A 19314-nucleotide genomic window follows, 5' to 3' on the forward strand; every position below is an offset into this window, starting at 1 on the left:
GTTGCAGTGATGGCGGATGATGTACCGGCGAGTAAACGCCACCGAATCGCCGCAGCGGTTTCTCACGACGCATGGCGGCTATCGTTTGACGTCGCCCCAGATCAGTTTGGCGAGTTGTTCGCGGTCGGTGGCGTCGAGTTTGGTACAGGCCCGGTAGATGTGGCCCTCGACGGTGCGGACCGAGACATACAGCCGCTCGGCGATCTCACGGTTGGACAGTCCGCGCGCGATGAGGGCGGTGATCTCACGTTCGCGTTCGGTGATCGGTAAGGGGTGGGCAGCGGAGGCGAGGGCGGGTGTGGTCGCTCCGTCGCACCGCGCCGCGAGGTCCAGGGAGCGGGCCGCGGCCTGTGCGCTGAGTCGGCGTTGTCCCGCGCGGTCGTGAATCGGTACCGCTTGCGCGGCAGCGTCTGCGGCCGCCAGGAGTAGTCCGGCGTTTTCGAACTCGACACTGACTGTGCACAGCGCGTGCGTGTCGGAGTGTTCGAAGGCGGCGGCATGGCGTGCGTAGATCGCCACTACGGGGCCTTGGACACGGCCGGCGAGCGATGCCAGGCGTGGAGCGAGGGTACGGTCGCCGAATCGGGTGGCGTGGTGCAGGGCTTCGGCTTCCAGCGCGTACTGGCCCGCAGTGTGAGCGATATCGGCCGCCGTGCGAGCCAGTTCGACCGCGGAATGCTGACTGCCGGACCCGGCCGCCAGCCATGCGCGGGCGATCATCCGCTGCGGCTCGTGCAGGGCCAGGTGTGGTCCGGCATGTTCTTCGGCGTCTCCGATGACCCGCTCGGCTTGCCGGACATCGCCGAGCGCCGCGTAGGCGCGGGTCAGCAGCAGGCGCGCCGGCAGTTTCCACGGCAGTGAGGTTTCGGCGTTGAGTGCCGCCAGCGCCTGTTCGAAGGCGGTGATCGCCTCCCGGAAGCGGCCGCGGTAGGTGGCGACGACACCACCGGCGATTTTGGCGATAGCCCAGCCGAGAAACTGTGCGGCGGAGGAGAACTCGCAATATTCGTTGGCCCGCTGCTCGGCGAGGTCGAGTTCGCCGATGGTGGTCAGTGCCAGCACGTCGCCGTAGCGCACCATGACCCGGATCATGCCGTCGGTGGTTTTCTGCTGGGCCCGGCTCCGGGCCGCGATCGGCGCGAAGTCGGCGCCGCGCCCGGCGACCGGCATCGCCAGGCCGAGGGCGAACGCCGCCCAGTCGATAGCTTGTTTCGGCGAGTTCGGGTCATCGAGCACACATTCGGCGGCGTCGATACCGGCAGCGATCTTGTTCTCGTGTACCGCCATGGCCGCGTTCGCGGCATCGACGATCAGGTGCAGTGCGGGATGTTCGACGCGGTCGCCGAGCAGGTCCAATATTTCGTGGCCGCGTTCGATATCACCCAGGCACCAGAACAGCAGGCTGGCGCGCGGAATACCCCATTGGACGAGTTGAAGTTGGTCGAGTCGATCGGGATCGAAGTCTGCGAGGATCTTGTCGGCTTCGAGCGGTCGGCCCTGCCACAGCAGGGCCCGTGAGAGCAGTTCGGCTGCGGGCAGCCCACCGCCGCGGTCACAGGCGGCGCGCGCGAGGCGTTCGCCCAGCGGCAGGTTGGACAGGGCGACAGCGTCTTTGGCGGCGGTGACCAACAGATCGTTGTCGATGGGCTGGCTACTGTCGACGCACAGCTGCGCCAATCGGATCCGGTGGGCGGCGGTGCTGAGATCCTGTTCGCGCAGTATCTCGACGATGCGGCCCCGCCGCTTGCGGGCAGCGGCCGTGCCGATCCGTCGGCGCACTACCTCACCGAGCAGTGGGTGGCTGAACCGGACAGTGAGGCACCAGCCGTCGCGGCTGGTGCGGATCAGGCCGGCGATCTCGGCGGCATCGACGGCGTCCTCGCCGACGAGGTCGGTGAGGACGTCGATGTCGAGTGGCTCGTAGAGCGCCAGCATCTTCAGCGCGTCCAGTACCGGCTCGCTCACCCGGTCGAGCCGCCCGTCGAGCAGTGCGACCATCCCGGAGGGCACCGCGGTCGGTCCGCGCAGTTGCCAGACCCCGTTGACCTCCGTCAGGGTGCCTGCCTCGACAGCACCTTCGACCATGTTGCGCAGGAACAGGGGGTTGCCGCCTGAGGATTCCCACATGACATCGGCGCTGAGGCCTTCGAGGGTGCCGCTGAGGACGGTCTCGACGAGGGCGACGCACTGTTGTTTGGTCAGCGGCTCCAGTTCGATCCGTTCGAGGTAGCCGTCCTTCCATAAGGAGGTGACTGCGTCGGGGACCGGTTCACCGGTACGCACGGTGGCCACGATGTGGGCACTGTGGTCGACGGCGATCTGGTGCAGCAGGGTCGCGGAGAGTTTGTCGAGCAAGTACGCGTCGTCGACGCCGATCACGGTGTCTTGCTGGGTGAGAAGGTTTTCCCGGGCCGAGCCCAGTAGCGCGATGGGGTCACGAGATGCCGACGGCGCGACCCACGGCGCGAATACACCCAGAGGAATGGACTGCGAAGACTCGGTGCAAGCCGCCCACCGCACGGGAGAACTCAGTGCCGAGGTCACGAGCCGAGCGAGGGTGGTCTTACCGACCCCGGCGGCGCCGACGAGTACGACACCGCCGACATCACCGCTCGTCAACGCTTTACGAACCGCCTCGAATTCGATGGGGCGATCCAGCAGCTGCCAGCGGTCCCCCATGAGCATCAAGTGTAGATCTGGTCCGCCGATGCCGCGACGAGTTTTCGCTGGCGAGCGCCCTGCGTCGGCGCGGGCCCGGTCTCCCGCCGCATAGGACCGGTGCGGGCGTACGGGCGGCGAGGTGGTCATTGTGGAAGCTGGTCGGGCGTGGGTTCGAGTCGGGGGGCGTTGTTGACATTGTGGCGGTAGTTGCTGGATGCCTCGTACACGCGTTGTTTGAGCCGGTTGATCGATCCCAGCGGCCGGTGGGCGGCGAGGCCGCGCCAGGAGTTGAAGGACAGCACATCGTCGCCGAACGCGCGTCGTTGCGGGGTGTAGGGGTCTTGGATGTCGAAGTGGATGGTTGCGACGGTCCGGTGTGGTGACTCGGTTTCGGGCCAGGGGACGGTCGCATCCTCGATCGGCATGGTGTCCGGGTCGGTGCACAGCTGCACACGAAGCTCGTAATCGGCGCTGTGTGAGGCGAAGAAGTCGACGACCATGTCCTGGTGGGCGTTGATGCCGGCATCACGGTCCACCGGTTGGCCGTGCAATGCGCCGGCTTCCGGTGAGACCGGGGTGTAGAGGAGTTTGGCGATGTAGTCGCCGTAGCGCAGCGGCGCCGAGGAGTAGAAGGTTTCGCCCAGGATGTGGGTGTTGGGTCGCACGAACACGTTCAGGTTGGGTGGCAGGGGACGCCCGATACGCCGCAACACGTGCTCGTCGAGCGCGGAAAGGATCGTGCTGCCCGTCCGCAGGACGGGGTCGGGCAGGCGGGCCAGCACCCATGCGGTGGGCATTCCCCGGGTGCGGTAGGCGTGGGCGTCGGCGAACAGGAATTCACGGTGGGTGACCATGATGAAGTCCTGCGTGGTGGCCCCGTCGTCGGGCAGGGCGCGTGGCCCGTCCACATCGAGCACCTTGATTCCCAGGCCCCGCACGCCGCGGAGCTGGTCGCTGCGGATCACACCGGAGGTACTGGACAGCCGGGCGACGACGGGATACTCGGCGGGGGTGGCGAACAGGCCCTGGGCCAGTTCGGGCGGCAAGTCGGAGTGGACTTTGAGCTCGCCGAGCAGGATGCCGTGGCTCTTGGCGTGCGCGTCACGCAGGCCGTGTTTGTATTTGCGGTAGGCGCGTTCGTTGTTGCCGCGCAGCACCGTGATGATCTTGTCGATATCGTGTTCTTCGTCGGGGCGCGGTTGTTCGAGGTCGTCTCGGTAGCGAAGATAGGTGCGGGTGGTCGTGTGCGGTGCCACGTCGGTCATCGCGATCGTTTCCTTTCCTGCTCTCGCGGCGGGGCGACGCTCCGCCACGGAGCGAACGGGTTGGTGACACCGTCGAGAGCGGGCGCCAAGGTGGGGAAGTGACGCAGCAGCACGCCGCGCATGGTGTTGTCGCGTACCCACGCCATACCGGCCTCGGTGTAGACCTCGGGCCGGAAATCGGTGGTGAAGAACCGGTCAGCCGACAGCCGTCGCGAGGCCATCAGCACGAATACCCGGAATGCGGTGTCGCTGAAGCCGAATCCGGGTGGTTTGGGCTCGGCGTAGAGCCCGACCATGAGATCGACACGTTCCACATCGCCGTAGACCTGCTCGAGTTCACGCGCCCACACCGGGTTGTCGGTCAATGCCTCGAACGACGCGGCGGGTGGCAGGCGCAGTTGGCGGCGGAACTCGTTGTAGCGCGGCACTCCCCGTTCACGGGCCCGCAGGATGTCCACGGTCGCGAGGTCCATCAGTGGGTGGCCGGGGCGAGCAAGTTTCTGTAGGTGGCCCGGATAGTTGTGCAGGGTCAGCGCACCGGGGTGGGCGCGGCCGAAGGAGTAGAACAATTCGTCCATGTCTGTCTCTTCGAGGCGCTCGCGGATGTGGGCGACCAAGAGATCGGGGAAGGGGTGCTCGGCGAGGACACTGTCATCGGTCAGGCTGCGGACCACGAAGTCGTCGGGAATGAGGGGATGCATCCGGTACACGGCGACGAATTCCTCGGTCAGCGAGTACGGGACCCCGTGGTCGTCGACGACGGATCCTGGTATGCCGCACAGCACTTCGTTGCTGCTGAGCCGACCGAACCTGCGAGCGATCCGCTCACCGAGGACGCCGAACCAGTTGGCGCGCATGGCAGCGACGGTGGTGGGGTGGGAGATGATGGCCGGTGTCCAGTCGATGGTGTGGATCTTGGCGATCAATGCCGAGTTGACCAGCCGTGCGGTGTCATAGAGTTGCTGGTCGTTCATGTCCGGGTAGCGGCGGGCAAGGCGCTCGCAGATCGCGTTGTGTTCGCGCATGAACAGCGAATGCAGCAAAGCGAGTCCGACCCAGGCATTGGCCGCCACACCGGACAGATCCAGCAGGCCCTCGACATCCATCGGCGGTAATCCCACTTTGTCGACCTGGAGTCGCCCGTTCTCGCCGGTCCGTAGCGCGGCGGCGAATTTGGCTGTGCTGCCATAGATTTGGGAGGCATCCCACCAATGGGTGTCTTCGGTCGTGTAGGTCGGTGGGCCGCCGGGTTCGGGGCTGGGGACCGCGGGGGTGCGCGGGATCGTCATGCACGGCGCCGGCCACGGATCCCGATCGCGCAGCGGAACCGTCCAGGGCTCGGTGTCGGCTTCGCCGTGGCTGAGCCAATCGTGGACCTCGAATTGAATCCAGGCCGCCGCCAATAGATTCAAGGTGGTCGCCGGCTGGAATCGGTCGCGGGTCAACAGATCCTGACTGATGAGCCTCGGGTTGGGTTCCAGTAGCCGATCGGAATCTTCCGGGTAGGTGTATTTCAGCGGGAAGTTGCGCCCGAACCGGCAGCCGACCGAACCCGCACGGGGTTCGTCGAGATTGTTGTAGGTCCCGTCGACGGTTCGTGCCCGCAGGTGTTCGCCGACGGCCGACCCGTCAGCGGGCAGCGGCCCGGCCGGATGGGCACCGGTGTCGAAGAGATTCTCCGACCGCAGCCGACTGCGCAGGCCGACAAGGACGGCCAACCCAATCGGGGTGGGCAACCTGAACCAGCCGACGCCGCGGTCGAGCGCCTCGGCAACCGCCACCAACAAGCGGGCGATGGGCGACCGGCCACTGGCCGACCGAGGGGTCGGCGGAGCGGTCACCGGCGGTGGAATCATCGATTTTGCTCTGACCATCGAGAACCTCCAGGTGACTGGCGCGAGTTGGGACGCGCCCAAGATCGAATCGAATGCCCAGTCTCCGGGGCCGAGAAGACACCCGTCACGGGTAGTCGACTACTCCAAACACCGATCGCCGCACCAGAAGTGCCAGTCCTCGGAGACCGAGAAATGCGTCGACCTCCCCGCACGGGGCGCGCCGCTCGATAGCGAGCAACTCGGGCTGTTGCTCCCCGTATCGCGGTGACGCCGTCGACGTAATGCGGCAACGGGTATCGACACCGAGCAAACGGGTAGCGCGGTACGCGCGCCGGTCCGCCGAGGGGTGGGCGACTCTGTCTTCGGTGGTGCTACCCGAGAGCGGGCGGCACCCGCAAGCAAGCAACAGGAAGGGCGTCCAGGTGATCACTCCGATCGAAATCAAGGTCAATCTCGACGGGGACGTCGCGGACGCACTGACCTGCCTGGGGTGTACGGGCCGTGCGGCGATCGACCGTCGTATCTGGTTCGCCGAGCCCCGCCCCGCCGGTCCCGACCCAGCGCCGACATTGCTGTCGAGCCGGATCGTGATCCGACTACGCAGCGGCGAGAACGACGACATCACCGTCAAACTGCGCCCCTGTCTGCAATCGCAACTGGTCGGCAGATGGCGGACCTCCTTCACCAACGATGCCCTGCGGTATCGCATCGAAGAGGACTGGAACTCGGACCGCCGGGCGCTGTCGGCCTCTGCTGTCAGTCAGCGACCGGCCGGATCCCTGCACGACGCCACGATCCTCGGTGCCGACGTCACCACCGTCCTGGACACGTCCCAACGCCAGTTCCTGGTGAGCTGCACACCACCGGGCGTAGCGGTTGACCGCCTGACGGCCATGGGGCCCATCTCGTCGACCAAGTGGACGCAGGTGCGTGTAGGGGATCTGGAGGTCGATGCCGAACGCTGGAGGATCGCGGGCCTGGATCTGCTCGAGTTGTCACTGAGAGTCACTCCCGAACACAGTGAGTCACACGCCGAAGTACGAAACCGCGCCATCGACCGACAACGCAGATTCGAGACCGCAGTACGTCGACATGGTCTGCAGATCGAGACCGGCGAAACCAAGACTCAACAGGTGCTCGCCGTGTTGAGAGCGCGATCGATCGGCCGCTGATCCCTTCGCCGACGAACCGCGGCGCGAGCAACCTTCGACCGCACGGCCCGCCGCCGCGCATGAGCCGGCCGCATCCTCGGCGCATCTTGTCGAATTCCCGACCCGAATTCCGGTAGAAACCGCCGGTTCATCCGGCACCGGGACAACGGTTTCGCTGTATTTTGCGGCCATGATCGTGAACTGCGAGAACCACAGGCGAATCGAGTAGCAGAATACCCTAGCTCGGTATCCAGCCCCAGCGGACGATGGCAGTGCGGGAGAACAGAATTCATACGCTCGTAAGGAGGCGATCATGGTGCAAACGCCAGCAATCCATGTCGGTTCGGACACACGGGCCAAGTCGCAAGCAGAGGCTTTCCGGGACGCGAAATTCGCCATTCAAGAGACCGGCCTCGCGGTGACCTTCACCTCCGACCCGCACATCGGAGGTGCCGGTGATCTCAACGGATCCGGGGTCGCGGTGCTGGTCACCTGCCTGTCGCAGGGATCCAGGACCTTCATCGAGGTCGTTGGTGCCAGCGATGACAGCGCGGCGGCGGAGGAGGCCCGCAACAGGATTCGCACAATCACGATGGGCCCGCCGAGCTGACACATTGCCGACATCTTCGCGGCGCAGTGAAAATGGCGGCCGTCTGGGGACCGTCCGACATCACTCGCGCGCCATACCGAGGAAGGGATGCAAGGCGACCCGACGGCAAACGGACAATTTCTGGGAATTCGATGTGGCATTCCTATATCCGGAGCTCAGGCTGCGGGCGGCCGACTACCGCGGCCCGGCCCAGAGCCGCGACAACGTCGACGCGGCTCCCACACCGTCCCACCGCCGATTGCATCCAGAAGCGGCACAACCGACGCGAGTGCCAACGGCTGGACCGCCACGTCGACTGTTCAACGAGGAACGGTTGGCTCGCGGTCAGCGAGGCGAGCAGGACGTGGGACAGTTTTCTCCGTGGCAACGGATTCGGCGAGGTGACCTCCGAATGCCATGCTGCGGTACGCAAGTTCGCCGTGGGAGAGAGGGAACGCTCGAAAGCGGTTATCGAGTAATAGGGTTGGTTTCGGGGCTCACCTTCGAGGGGTTTGTTCATAGCGGCTTCCGCTGCTCGATCCAGGGCTATCGGCGCAGGTAGATCAGCGATATTACGGTCTGCGGAAGGAACTCCGCCGGCGCCGGCGGTGATACGGTGACAAAATCGATAGTCCGTTCCGATGAGCGAGTGAGTGATCAGCGTTGGCGTCCGAACCCGTTGTGAGCGAGGCCGAGCCTCGTCGAGTTCCCCCGCGTACGAAGCGCGGCGAGCGCACGCGCACCGCATTGATCACCGCGGCGCGTGAGATCTTCGAGCGCGACGGGTACCTCGACGCCAAGATCGCCGATATCTCCAAGGCCGCGGGCACCGCCGCCGGCTCCTTCTACACCTACTTCGACAGCAAGGAAGAGGTCTTCGCCGCGGTGGTCGACCAGGTGCGGGAGGAGATGCTGCACCCGCATGTCCGGAAGCGCACCGGCGTGACCGATGCTCGAGATCTCATCGAGGCGGCCAATCGTGAATACCTGCTCTCCTACAAGCGAAATGCGCGCCTGATGGCCGTGTTCGAGGAGGTCGCCCTCATCAACGAGGACTTCCGCCGCTTGCGCATCGAACGGAACAAGGCATTCGTGCAGCGAAATGCCAAGATGATCCGTGAGTTGCAGGAATCCGGCCAGGCCAGGGCGGAGCTCGATCCGATGATCGCCGCGCAGGCGCTGTCGGTGATGGTCAGCCGCATGGCCTACATGGTCTTCGTGCAGCATCAGCGCATCGCGTTCGAGAAGCTGGTGCATACCCTGACTCAGCTCTGGGTCGATGGCCTGCAGTTGAAGTCCGACTGAGTCGTACTCCATCCGCGCTCGGTCTGATGGCTGTCGATTACCCATGGCGACAAAGGAATTCGAGTGAGCTGCCGTTGTCCGAATGGTTGTGGAGACGAAACTGCCACGGGCCGGTGAGAATTCGGATGATGCGCTCGGCGAAGCGGCGACCCGGGCGGTGACCTCCGCCGGGCTGTCCTGCCCCCCGGATGTCGTCGCGGAGATCGTGCTGGACGCCATCGATGACGAGCGATTCCTGATCCTGCCCCACCCGGAAGTGCTCGACATGTACCGCTGCGAAGGCGCCGCCTGCGACAGGTGGCTCACCGGTACGCGCCGTTACCACGCGGCCTCTTGCAGACCGCGAAGTAGTGGACGAGGCGGTTCCGCGCGCACCCGCGCCGCGCCGCTGTACATGGTGTGTCCGAATGGTGCGGACTGCTACCCGCCTCTGGGCGAATGCCGCCGGATCGAGTCGATCGGCAGCCAGCAGAATCTGAACTCGAATTCAATATTACTTTGAGTTCCATGGCTCGACCTGCGCTTTCGTGATGAATGTGCCACATATCACACTCAAAACCTCGGGTTGACGGTATTGACCGGACGGGGCGAATCCAGCATGGTGTGGGAAGAAAATAAGCGCTTAGTAAGTTCATTGCTGGGAGGTTGGGCCCCCATGCCCGAAGCCGTCATCGTTTCCGTCGCTCGATCGCCCATCGGGCGTGCCGTCAAGGGTTCGCTCAAGGACATGCGACCCGACGATCTGGCCGCACAGATCGTGCGAGCCGCGCTGGACAAGGTACCCGCGCTCGATCCGACCGAGATCGACGATCTGATACTGGGCTGCGGTCAGCCTGCCGGGGAATCCGGATTCAATCTCGGCCGCGTTGTCGCCGTACTGGCCGGGCTCGATCAGGTGCCCGGAGTCACCGTCAACCGCTACTGCTCCTCGAGCCTGCAGACGACCCGGATGGCGCTGCACGCGATTCGGGCGGGGGAAGGCGACGTGTTCATCTCGGCCGGGGTCGAGACGGTGAGCCGCTACGGCATGGGCAATGCCGATGGCCTGCCCGGCACCCAGAACCCGCGATTCGACGACGCGGTCGAACGAACCGTGAAATTCAGTGCGGGAGGCCAGATTTGGGCTGATCCACGGCAGAATGGTCAGCTGCCCGACGTCTACATCGCGATGGGGCAGACCGCTGAGAACGTGGCTCAGCTCGAAGGGGTGACCCGCGTGGAACAGGACGCCTTCGGGGTGCGCAGCCAGAACCTCGCCGAGATCGCCCTGACGAACGGCTTCTGGCAGCGCGACATCACGCCGATCACCCTGCCCGACGGTACCGTCGTATCCGCCGACGACGGCCCGCGCGCCGGCGTCACGCTCGACTCGGTCGCCGCGCTGAAGCCGGTATTCCGGCCCGATGGCACGGTCACGGCGGGCAATTGCTGCCCCCTCAACGACGGGGCCGCCGCCGTGGTGGTCATGTCGGACACCAAGGCCGCCGAGCTGGGCTTGACTCCGCTCGCCCGCATCGTCGCCACCGGTGTCAGTGCGCTCTCGCCCGAGATCATGGGTCTGGGCCCGGTCGAGGCGTCGCGGCGGGCACTGGCCCGCGCGGGCATGACGATCGGCGACGTCGACCTGGTCGAAATCAACGAAGCCTTTGCGGCGCAGGTCATTCCGTCCGCCCGTGCGCTCGGGGTCGACCTCGACAAGCTCAATGTGAATGGCGGTGCGATCGCCGTGGGTCATCCCTTCGGCATGACCGGTGCGCGGATCACCAGCACTCTCGTCAATTCACTGCAATTCCATGACAAGCAGATCGGCCTGGAAACGATGTGCGTCGGCGGTGGCCAGGGCATGGCCATGGTGCTCGAACGGCTGTCGTGACCGCAGCAACAACCGAAGGGACTTCTCCGTGAACAGATTCGAAGGCAAGACCGCCATTGTCACCGGTGCCAGCCGCGGTATCGGGCTGGGTATCGCGCAGCGTCTGGTGGATGAGGGCGCGAAGGTCGTGATCACCGCCCGCAAGCAGGAGGCGCTCGACGAGGCCGTACGGGTGCTGGGCGGGCCGGAGCGGGCGCTGGCGGTGGCCGGTCGCTCCGATGATGTCGCGCATCAGGCCGAAACGGTCAAGCGGGCGATCGACACCTTCGGCAGCGCCGATCTGCTGGTCAACAACACCGGCATCAACCCGGTCTTCGGTCCGATGGTCGAGCTCGACCTGGACGCGGCCCGCAAGATCGTCGAGGTGAACTGCCTGGCCGCACTGTCGTGGGTGCAGCAGACCTATCAGGCGTGGATGAAGGAGCACGGCGGCGCGGTCGTGAACGTCTCCTCGGTCGCGGGCATCAAACCCGCGCCGGGAATCGGCTTCTACGGAGCCAGCAAGGCGATGCTGACTCACATCACCCAGGAACTCGCGGTCGAGCTCGGACCGAACCTGCGTGTGAACGCCGTCGCGCCGGCCGTGGTGAAGACAAAATTCGCCAGTGCCCTCTATGAAGGCCACGAGGAGCAGCTCGCGGCGACCTACCCGCTCAAGCGGCTCGGTGTTCCCGAGGACATCGGCAGCGTGGTCGCCTTCCTGCTCTCCGACGACGCCGCCTGGCTCACCGGGCAACTGCTGGTCGTCGACGGTGGCATCACCCTGACCGGCGGTGTGTGAGTTGGCCGAGATGAAGGCATGGCGCGTACACGAACTCGGTGAGCCGGGGCAGGTCTTGCGCCTCGACACCGTGGTGCGCCCGGAACCTGGTCCGCGGCAGCTGGTCGTCCGGGTGACCGGTGCGGCGGCGAACTTCCCCGATGTCCTGATGTGCCGTGGCCTGTATCAGGTGAAGCCGCCGCTGCCGTTCACGCCGGGAGTGGAGCTGTGCGGTGAGGTCGTGGCCGTCGGCGACGATGTCGATGGGATCGCGATCGGTGATCGCGTGATCGGCGGCACCTCGCTGCCCTACGGCGGATTCGCCGAGTACGCCCTGATGGAGGCGGCGCAAACCTTCCCCGCGCCACCGACTTTGGACGATGCCGAAGCGGCAGCGCTGTACATCGGTTACCAGACCGGATGGTTCGGCTTGCATCGCCGCGCCGCACTGCAAGCGGGGGAGACCCTGCTGGTGCACGCGGCCGCCGGTGGCGTCGGTAGCGCCGCCATCCAGCTCGGCAAGGCCGCCGGGGCACGGGTGATCGGCGTCGTCGGCGGTGCTGAAAAGGCGGAGTACGCAAGGCAACTCGGTGCCGACGTCGTCATCGACCGCAGGACAGCCGATTTCGTCGAGGTCGTCAAGCAGGTGACGGACAATCGTGGTGCCGATGTCATCTACGACCCCGTGGGTGGTGAGGTCTACGCGCGCTCGACCAAGTGCATCGCCTTCGAAGGCCGCATCCTGGTGGTGGGCTTCGCGGGCGGCGAAATCCAAAGCGCCGCACTGAATCATGCGCTGGTGAAGAACTACTCGATCGTCGGCTTGCACTGGGGTCTCTACAACGCCCACGACCCGGCCGCCGTCGCCGAATGCCACCGGGCCCTGACCCACCTCGCCGCCGAGGGCGCGATACGCCCCTTGGTCAGCGAGCGACTGGCCCTGGCGGACATCGCCGATGGCGTGCAGCGCCTGGCCGACGGCAAGACCGTCGGGCGCGTGGTCTACGCGCCGTCGTCCTAACCACACCACACAGGAGAACATGATGAGCAACGAAACACAGCGGGTAGCGGTCATCACCGGCGCGGCCCGGGGAATCGGAGCCGCGGTCGCGCGGCGGCTCGCGGCGGACGGAATGGCCGTCGCCGTAGTCGATCTGGACGAGTCCGCGTGCAAGCCGGTCGTCGCGGAGATCGAGGCCGCCGGTGGTCGGGCGCTCGCGGTCGGTGCGGATGTGTCCGATGAGAATGCCGTCGCGAAAGCCGTGGAGCGGGTGGTGGCCGAACTCGGCGCGCCCACCGTGCTCGTCAACAATGCGGGCATCCTGCGCGACAACCTGCTGTTCAAGATGAGCGTCGACGACTGGGACGCGGTGATGGGCGTGCACCTGCGCGGTGCGTTCCTGTGCTCGAAGGCGGTGCAGCGCCACATGATCGATCAAGGCTTCGGCCGGATCGTCAGCCTGTCCAGCACCTCGGCGCTGGGCAATCGCGGCCAGGCCAACTACGCGGCGGCGAAGGCCGGACTCCAGGGCTTCACCAAGACGCTGGCCTTCGAGCTCGGCAAGTTCGGTGTCACCGCCAATGCCGTCGCGCCCGGATTCATCGAGACCGAGATGACCCGGGCCACGGCCGAGCGCATGGGCGTCGATTTCGAGGACTTCAAGAAGGCTGTGATCTCGCAGATCCCGATGGCGCGGGCCGGAAATCCCGAGGATATCGCGCACACCGTGTCGTTCCTGGTGAGCGAGGGTGCGGGATTTGTTTCGGGACAGGTCATCTACGTGGCCGGCGGGCCGAAGAACTAGCCGCGCAACGACATCGGAACAAGGGGATCGCACACGATGAAGATTTTCCAGGGCCTGCCCGAACTGGAGAAGGCCGTCGGCACCCATCTGGGATACAGCGACTGGCACACGGTGACCCAGGACCAGATCAACGGCTTCGCCGACGCCACTGGTGATCACCAGTGGATCCATGTCGACCCGGAGAAGGCGGCAGCCGGTCCGTTCGGTACCACCGTGGCGCACGGTTTCCTCACCTTGTCGCTGCTGCCGATGCTGACCGCGAGTGTCTACACCGTCGAGGGTCTATCGATGGGAGTCAACTACGGGGCCAACAAGGTGCGGTTCCCCGCCCCGGTCCCGGTGGGGTCGCGGGTCCGGGCTGGTGTGGAGCTGGTTTCGCTCGCGCCCGCGAGCATGGGATTCCAAGCCGTCAGCCGGGTGACCGTCGAGATCGAGGGTGCTGCCAAACCGGCATGCGTGGCCGAGTCCATCGCGCTGCTGGTGCCGTGATGGGCGACTCGGACGTCAGGGAGTTGCCGGGACTGGATCTGGATCGCCTGGCGGCATGGCTTGCCGCCACCCGGCCGGATTTCGTCACGGGCCCATTGACCGGCCGACTGATCGCCGGTGGCAGATCCAATCTGACCTACCTGATCGGCGACGGCAGCTCGGAATGGATCCTGCGCCGCCCACCGCTCGGCCACGTGCTGGCGACCGCGCACGACATGGGCCGGGAGTACCGGGTGATGAGCGCGCTGGCCGGTACCGACGTCCCGGTGCCGCGGACCTACGTGCACTGCGCGGATGACGACATCCTCGGCGCACCGTTCTATCTCATGGAAAACGTTGCGGGGACGCCTTATCGGGTGGCGGCCGAACTCGTGGCCGTCGGTCCCGAACGGACTCGGGTCATCTCGGCCGGGATGGTCGACGCGCTGGCCGCGCTGCACTCCGTCGACCCGGTCTCAGTAGGGCTCGACGACTTCGGCCGTGCGACCGGATTTCTGGAGCGGCAGGTATATCGCTGGAAAAAGCAGCTCGACGCCTCCTACTCCCGGGACCTGCCCGGTGCGGATGAACTCTACGCACTGCTCGCCGAGCGACAGCCCGAACAATCGCCGGACGGCATCGTTCACGGAGACTACCGGCTCGACAACATCCTGGTCGATGCACGGGATCGCGTTGCCGGCGTCATCGACTGGGAGATGGCCACTTTGGGTGACCCCCTCACCGATGTGGCCTTGCTGCTGCTGTATCAGCGGCTGGGCGAATTGGGCCTGCCCGGTGTCAGTGACGCATCCGGTGCGCCCGGGTTTCTCGGTGAAACCGAGATCCTGGACCGCTACGCCGAACGCAGCGGCCGCGACCTGGCGCATCTCGGGTTCTACCTCGGGCTGGCGGCATTCAAACTCAGCGCCATCCTCGAGGGCATCCACTACCGCTATCTGCACGGCCAGACCGTGGGCTCCGGCTTCGACAAGATAGGGGACGCGGTCGAACCCCTCCTGCGCGCCGGAATCACCTCAGTGAAGGAGGAGAACCGATGACCGACTCGGTTCGCGACGACCTGCGAGGACGGGTGGAAACCCTACTCGCCGAACACGATCCGACCACCACCGACGCGGTGACCTTCCATCGCGCCCGCTTCGATGCCGGACTGGCCTGGGTGTACTTCCCGATCGGTCTGGGCGGTCGCGGGGTCGACCGGGAACTTCAGCCGTTCGTCGACGAGCTGTTCGAAAAGGCCGGAGCCCCGGGCAATAACGCCGAAGTCAACGGCATCGGTCTCGGCATGGCGGCACCGACGATCCTGGCCTACGGCACGCCGGAGCAGCAGCGGCGATTCCTACGCCCGCTGTGGACCGGTGAAGAGATCTGGTGCCAGCTGTTCAGCGAGCCGGGGGCCGGATCGGATCTGGCGGCGGTCGGCACCCGGGCCGTCCGCGACGGCGAGGACTGGATTGTCAACGGGCAGAAGGTGTGGACCTCGGTCGCGCACAAGGCGCAGCTGGCGATCCTGGTAGCGCGCACCGATCCGAGCCGTCCCAAGCATTCCGGACTGACCTACTTCATCTGCGATATGACGGACCCGGGTGTCGAGGTGCGGCCGCTGCGCCAGATCACCGGCGAAGCGGAGTTCAACGAGGTCTTTCTGACCGATGTGCGCATCCCCGACGCCCACCGCCTGGGCAAGGAGGGGGAGGGTTGGCGCGTTGCCACCACGACGCTCAACAATGAGCGGGTCTCGATCGGCGGGCGAGCTGTCCCGCGCGAAAGTGGCGTCCTGGGAGCCGTGGCGCACACCTGGCGCAACAATCCGGACAAGCACACCCCCGAACTGCACGATCGGCTGCTGCGACTCTGGGTGGAGGCCGAAGCCGGACGCCTGGCCGCCACCAGGCTGCGCCAGCAGGTCTCCGGCGGGCAGCCGGGACCCGAAAGTTCCGCGCTCAAGCTGTCTTTCGCTCGTTCCAATCAACAGCTGTCCGGTCTCGAACTGGAGATCCTCGGTGAGGATGGTCTGCGCTACGACGACTGGACCATGAAGCGGACCGAGCGGGTCGACTTCGCCGGGCGCAGCGCTGGCTACCGCTATCTGCGCGCCAAAGGCAATTCGATCGAGGGCGGAACCTCGGAAATCCTGCGGAACATCGTCGCTGAGCGGGTCCTGGGCCTGCCGGTGGAACCGCGCGCGGACAAGGATATCGCCTGGAAGGACTTGGCCCGATGAGTGAGGACATCCTCCTGCTCGACACCGACACCGAGATCGCGCTGCGTCGGACCGTACGCGATCTGCTCGAGGCCAACTGCGGTCCGGGTACGGTGGCGGGCGTCTACGACGGCGACCGCACACTCACCACGCGACTGTGGAAGGCCCTGGCCGGCGATCTCGAACTCGCCGGACTGCTCGTGCCCGAAGAGCGCGGTGGCGCTGGGGGTTGTGCCCGCGACGCCGCGGTCGTGCTCGAAGAACTCGGGCGGTTCGTCGCGCCCGTTCCCTTTCTCACCAGCAGTGTCATCGCTGCGACGGTGCTGCTCGCCGGTGATTCCGAGCTGGTCGGTCAGCTCGCCGCGGGGGAGGTGACCGCGGCGCTGCTCGCACCGTTCACGGCCGCCTCAGCGAGCGGAGTTCCATCCTTCTGGAAGGATGCCGACGGGCGGTTGTCGGGTCGCGTGTCGAGCGTCGCGGGCGTTCTCGACGCCGATGTGCTGCTGGCCGCGGTCGAAACCGATACCGGCACAGAGATTCACGCGATTTCCGCGGCCGCGGCGTCGGTCACGCCGGTGATATCGCTGGACATGACCCGCCAGCTCGCCGATATCGTCGTCGAATCCGTTCCGGGCCGGGTTGTCGTCCCGGCGTGCTCAGGGGTCGCAGCCCTGCAGGCAGGCTTGACGATCGGCGCGGCACTGTTGGCGTCGGAACAAGCGGGCGTCGCCGCGTGGTGTCTGGAGACGGCGGTCGACTATCTGAAGCTGCGCCGCCAGTTCGGCCGTGTCGTGGGCGGCTTCCAGGCGCTCAAGCATCGACTGGCCGACCTCTACGTCGAGGTCGAGACCGCGGCGGCCACCGCACGGTATGCGGCGGCAGCCATCGCGGCCGCCGATCCCGACGTGGGCATCGGTACCGCGGTCGCGGCGGCCTACTGCGCGGATGTCGCGGTCACGGCCGCCGAGGAGGCCGTCCAACTCCATGGCGGCATCGGCATGACCTGGGAGTATCCGGTGCATCTGTATCTCAAGCGCGCCAAGGCCGATCAGCTCGGTCTCGGCAGTCCCGGCCGGCACCGGTCGGCGCTCGCCGAGCTCATCGATCTTCGGCTGGGCGGCAACTGAATTCATCCATCTACCCAATTTCCGAGGAGGATCCCGTGGCTGATCCCTATATCGTGGTGGCGACCATGATCGCCAAGCCCGGCCAGGAGGAACTGGTCGAGAAGACCCTGCGCGCGGCGGCCCCCGCCGTGCACGCCGAGCCCGGCTGTCTGCGGTACGCGCTGCACCGGCAGCGCAACAAGCCCGAACATTTCGTGATGATCGAGAAGTGGGCGTCAAAGGAAGCGCTGCGCGCACACGGCCAGGGCGCGGCGCTGGCCGAGGTCGGCGCGGCTTTGGCCGACGCCCTCGCCGCACCGCCGGAGGTGCTGGTCTTCGATCCGCTGCCGATCGGTGATCCCGAGCAGGGCGCACTCTGAAACGCTCTGAAAGAAGAGGTCTCTCAATGACGAAAACTCAGCAGGTACGGCTGGCGCGGCGGCCGTCCGGACTTCCCGACGCCGACACCTGGAACGTGACGACCGAGGAGCTGCCCGCGCTGTCCGCTGGGCAGATTCTGGTGAAGGTCGACTTCATCTCCCTCGACCCGGCCATGCGCGGCTGGCTCAACGACGTGCGCTCGTATGTGCCGCCGGTCGGGCTCGGTGAGGTGATGCGCTCACTGGATATCGCCACCGTGGTCGAGTCGCAGCACCCGGACTTCGTCGCCGGCGACACCGTGAGCGGCGCCTTCGGGGTTGCCGAATACGCGATCAGCGACGGCAAGGGCGTCCAGAAGGTGGACCTGAGTATCGCGCCCGGCCCCACCTGGCTGGGTGCGCTCGGAATGCCCGGCATGACAGCGTATTTCGGCCTGCTGGAGGTCGGGAAGCTGCGGGAGGGTGAGACCGTGGTGGTGTCGGCCGCGGCCGGGGCCGTCGGCAGCGTGGTCGGTCAAATCGCGAAAGCCAAGGGCGCGAACGTGATCGGGATCGCCGGTGGGCCGGAGAAGTGCCGTTTACTCACCGAGGAACTCGGTTTCGACGCGGCTATCGATTATCGCAGCGAAGACGTCCTGCAGCGTTTGCGTGCGCTCGCGCCGAAGGGGATCGACGTCTACTTCGACAATGTGGGCGGGGAAATTCTGGATGCCGCGCTCGCCAATCTCCGCCGCGGTGCTCGCGTCGTGCTGTGCGGGGCGATCTCGGCGTACAACGACGAGACACTGCGGCCCGGGCCGTCACGCTACATGTCGCTGTTGGTCTTCCGCGCCAGCATGACCGGATTCGTGGTCTTCGACTACGCCGACCGCTACGGCGAAGCGGTCGCGCAGATCGGGCAGTGGGTGGCAGAGGGGAAGCTGAAGAGCCGCGAACACGTGGTCGAGGGTGGGGTCACCCGGTTCGGTGAGACCTTGAACATGCTGTTCAGCGGTGGAAACACCGGAAAACTGGTGCTCGCGCTCTGAGCGGAAAAACGAGGGGCCCCGCGCTGAATGCGGCGGGGCCTCTTGTCATTTCAGGTCGGTAGCGATCGGCCCCAGCGGGGCGAAGGCGGGCGCACGGTGTTCGAGATAGCTCATCACACCCTCGGTCGAGTCCGGGTGGCCGAACGACGACAGCATGAGATCGTCGGCGACTGCGATCGCCGTCGCGAAATTCGAGTCCATGGCCTGATTGATCTGGCTTTTGACCAGGCTCATCGAGGTGGGGGAGCAGTGGTTCGCCAGCTCGGTCGCGTAGGCGACCGCCTCGTCCAGCAGCGTCTGCGGCGGGCAGATTCGGTCGACGAGTCCCATCGCGTGCGCCTCCTCGCCGCGAATTACGCGGCCGGACAGCAGTAGGTCCATTGCGCGTCCGCGGCCGATGAGGCGGGGGAGCAGCCAGGCGATGCCGTACTCGGCGATCAGCCCCCGGCGTACGAACGCCGTGGTGAACTTGGCGTCCGGGGCGCTGAACCGCAGATCGCAGTACAGCGCCTCCACGAGTCCGAGACCGGCCGCCGCGCCGTTGATCGCAGCGATCAGGGGCTTGCGGACCGACAGTGGGAACTCGCGGGGCCGGTTTCGCTGGGGCAGTTCGAGATTCGCGGCGTCAGCGGTGCTGACCTGCCGCAGGTCCGCCATATCGGCACCGGCGCAGAATCCGCGTCCCGCTCCGGTGACGACAATGGCCCGGACCCCGGGATCGTTGTCCGCCTCGTCCAGTAGTTCGAAGTAGCGCTGTTCGAGCGTGTCGTTCCAGGCATTGAGTCGGTCCGGCCGATTAAGGGTCAGGATCAGCACCGGGCCGCGTTTCTCGGCCAAGACGGTATCGGTGGACTCCTGGAGGATCGG

17 protein-coding genes and 1 pseudogene are annotated in these 19314 nt (G+C 66.1%); 14 read left to right on the plus strand and 4 right to left on the minus strand.

The genetic code is table 11. The features are described 5' to 3' along the window. Window positions 1–78: 78 nt before the first annotated feature. From ACQP2D_RS17650 to ACQP2D_RS17660, 3 genes are all read right to left on the minus strand, one after another. Entirely contained in the window at window positions 79–2679 is a 2601-nt protein-coding gene (locus ACQP2D_RS17650; RefSeq protein ID WP_433684775.1) for a LuxR C-terminal-related transcriptional regulator, read from the minus strand. Between the two features lie 125 nt (window positions 2680–2804). Next, complete coding sequence (locus tag ACQP2D_RS17655) at window positions 2805–3926, minus strand: catalase family protein (RefSeq protein ID WP_433684776.1); 1122 nt, start codon at window positions 3924–3926, stop codon at window positions 2805–2807. Next, entirely contained in the window at window positions 3923–5800 is a 1878-nt protein-coding gene (locus ACQP2D_RS17660) for a peroxidase family protein (RefSeq protein WP_433684777.1), read from the minus strand. The genes ACQP2D_RS17655 and ACQP2D_RS17660 overlap by 4 nt, the downstream gene beginning before the upstream one ends. A gap of 383 nt (window positions 5801–6183) precedes the next feature. Here ACQP2D_RS17660 and ACQP2D_RS17665 point away from each other — a divergent pair, with 383 nt between their 5' ends. From ACQP2D_RS17665 to ACQP2D_RS17730, 14 genes and pseudogenes are all read left to right on the plus strand, one after another. Continuing rightward, window positions 6184–6933, plus strand: coding sequence for a hypothetical protein (locus tag ACQP2D_RS17665; protein ID WP_433684778.1), 750 nt, complete (start codon window positions 6184–6186; stop codon window positions 6931–6933). Window positions 6934–7225: 292 nt separating this feature from the next. Further along, on the plus strand, window positions 7226–7522 hold the full coding sequence (locus tag ACQP2D_RS17670) for a hypothetical protein (RefSeq protein ID WP_433684779.1): 297 nt from the start codon (window positions 7226–7228) through the stop codon (window positions 7520–7522). 660 nt (window positions 7523–8182) lie between these two features. Next, window positions 8183–8806 carry a TetR/AcrR family transcriptional regulator gene (locus ACQP2D_RS17675; protein ID WP_433684780.1) on the plus strand — a complete coding sequence of 208 codons (624 nt, stop codon included), beginning with the start codon at window positions 8183–8185 and terminating at the stop codon, window positions 8804–8806. A 27-nt stretch (window positions 8807–8833) separates the two neighbouring features. Further along, window positions 8834–9137 (plus strand): annotated as a pseudogene (locus ACQP2D_RS17680) (dehydrogenase); the annotation flags it as partial. A gap of 324 nt (window positions 9138–9461) precedes the next feature. After that, the gene (locus ACQP2D_RS17685) at window positions 9462–10679 is read left to right on the plus strand and encodes an acetyl-CoA C-acetyltransferase (RefSeq protein ID WP_433684781.1); all 1218 of its coding nucleotides are present in this window, start codon (window positions 9462–9464) and stop codon (window positions 10677–10679) included. A 28-nt stretch (window positions 10680–10707) separates the two neighbouring features. Continuing rightward, window positions 10708–11460, plus strand: a complete 753-nt coding sequence (locus ACQP2D_RS17690) for an SDR family oxidoreductase (RefSeq protein ID WP_433684782.1) — start codon at window positions 10708–10710, stop codon at window positions 11458–11460. A 10-nt stretch (window positions 11461–11470) separates the two neighbouring features. Further along, window positions 11471–12460 (plus strand): NADPH:quinone oxidoreductase family protein, encoded by a 990-nt coding sequence (locus ACQP2D_RS17695; protein ID WP_433685683.1) that lies wholly within the window; start codon window positions 11471–11473, stop codon window positions 12458–12460. A 22-nt stretch (window positions 12461–12482) separates the two neighbouring features. Next, window positions 12483–13244 carry a 3-oxoacyl-ACP reductase FabG gene (fabG, locus tag ACQP2D_RS17700; RefSeq protein WP_433684783.1) on the plus strand — a complete coding sequence of 254 codons (762 nt, stop codon included), beginning with the start codon at window positions 12483–12485 and terminating at the stop codon, window positions 13242–13244. Window positions 13245–13280: 36 nt separating this feature from the next. Then, entirely contained in the window at window positions 13281–13733 is a 453-nt protein-coding gene (locus tag ACQP2D_RS17705; protein WP_433684784.1) for a MaoC family dehydratase, read from the plus strand. After that, window positions 13733–14770 (plus strand): phosphotransferase family protein, encoded by a 1038-nt coding sequence (locus tag ACQP2D_RS17710; RefSeq protein ID WP_433684785.1) that lies wholly within the window; start codon window positions 13733–13735, stop codon window positions 14768–14770. Before ACQP2D_RS17705 ends, ACQP2D_RS17710 begins: the two co-directional genes overlap by 1 nt. Continuing rightward, window positions 14767–15954: an acyl-CoA dehydrogenase family protein gene (locus tag ACQP2D_RS17715; RefSeq protein ID WP_433684786.1), complete on the plus strand. Its 1188-nt coding sequence runs from the start codon at window positions 14767–14769 to the stop codon at window positions 15952–15954. Before ACQP2D_RS17710 ends, ACQP2D_RS17715 begins: the two co-directional genes overlap by 4 nt. Further along, entirely contained in the window at window positions 15951–17060 is a 1110-nt protein-coding gene (locus ACQP2D_RS17720) for an acyl-CoA dehydrogenase family protein (RefSeq protein ID WP_433684787.1), read from the plus strand. The genes ACQP2D_RS17715 and ACQP2D_RS17720 overlap by 4 nt, the downstream gene beginning before the upstream one ends. 35 nt (window positions 17061–17095) lie before the next feature. Further along, window positions 17096–17419: a putative quinol monooxygenase gene (locus ACQP2D_RS17725; protein ID WP_433684788.1), complete on the plus strand. Its 324-nt coding sequence runs from the start codon at window positions 17096–17098 to the stop codon at window positions 17417–17419. Window positions 17420–17445: 26 nt separating this feature from the next. After that, complete coding sequence (locus ACQP2D_RS17730) at window positions 17446–18447, plus strand: NADP-dependent oxidoreductase (protein WP_433684789.1); 1002 nt, start codon at window positions 17446–17448, stop codon at window positions 18445–18447. A gap of 45 nt (window positions 18448–18492) precedes the next feature. Here the strand turns inward: ACQP2D_RS17730 and ACQP2D_RS17735 are convergent, their stop codons facing one another. After that, entirely contained in the window at window positions 18493–19311 is an 819-nt protein-coding gene (locus ACQP2D_RS17735; RefSeq protein ID WP_433685684.1) for an enoyl-CoA hydratase-related protein, read from the minus strand. Between the last annotated feature and the right edge of the window lie 3 nt (window positions 19312–19314).

Origin of the sequence: Nocardia sp. CA-119907 (assembly GCF_050955995.1) — a bacterium.
Taxonomy (GTDB): domain Bacteria; phylum Actinomycetota; class Actinomycetes; order Mycobacteriales; family Mycobacteriaceae; genus Nocardia.

Bases quoted from the DNA above. Each gene is read 5' to 3' on its own strand.
- ACQP2D_RS17695 (WP_433685683.1), top strand. From the start codon at position 11,471: ATGAAGGCATGGCGCGTACACGAACTCGGTGAGCCGGGGCAGGTCTTG.
- fabG (WP_433684783.1), top strand. From the start codon at position 12,483: ATGAGCAACGAAACACAGCGGGTAGCGGTCATCACCGGCGCGGCCCGG.
- ACQP2D_RS17715 (WP_433684786.1), top strand. From the start codon at position 14,767: ATGACCGACTCGGTTCGCGACGACCTGCGAGGACGGGTGGAAACCCTA.
- ACQP2D_RS17720 (WP_433684787.1), top strand. From the start codon at position 15,951: ATGAGTGAGGACATCCTCCTGCTCGACACCGACACCGAGATCGCGCTG.
- ACQP2D_RS17705 (WP_433684784.1), top strand. From the start codon at position 13,281: ATGAAGATTTTCCAGGGCCTGCCCGAACTGGAGAAGGCCGTCGGCACC.
- ACQP2D_RS17660 (WP_433684777.1), bottom strand. From the start codon at position 5,800: ATGGTCAGAGCAAAATCGATGATTCCACCGCCGGTGACCGCTCCGCCG.
- ACQP2D_RS17650 (WP_433684775.1), bottom strand. From the start codon at position 2,679: ATGGGGGACCGCTGGCAGCTGCTGGATCGCCCCATCGAATTCGAGGCG.
- ACQP2D_RS17655 (WP_433684776.1), bottom strand. From the start codon at position 3,926: ATGACCGACGTGGCACCGCACACGACCACCCGCACCTATCTTCGCTAC.
- ACQP2D_RS17730 (WP_433684789.1), top strand. From the start codon at position 17,446: ATGACGAAAACTCAGCAGGTACGGCTGGCGCGGCGGCCGTCCGGACTT.
- ACQP2D_RS17670 (WP_433684779.1), top strand. From the start codon at position 7,226: ATGGTGCAAACGCCAGCAATCCATGTCGGTTCGGACACACGGGCCAAG.
- ACQP2D_RS17685 (WP_433684781.1), top strand. From the start codon at position 9,462: ATGCCCGAAGCCGTCATCGTTTCCGTCGCTCGATCGCCCATCGGGCGT.
- ACQP2D_RS17710 (WP_433684785.1), top strand. From the start codon at position 13,733: ATGGGCGACTCGGACGTCAGGGAGTTGCCGGGACTGGATCTGGATCGC.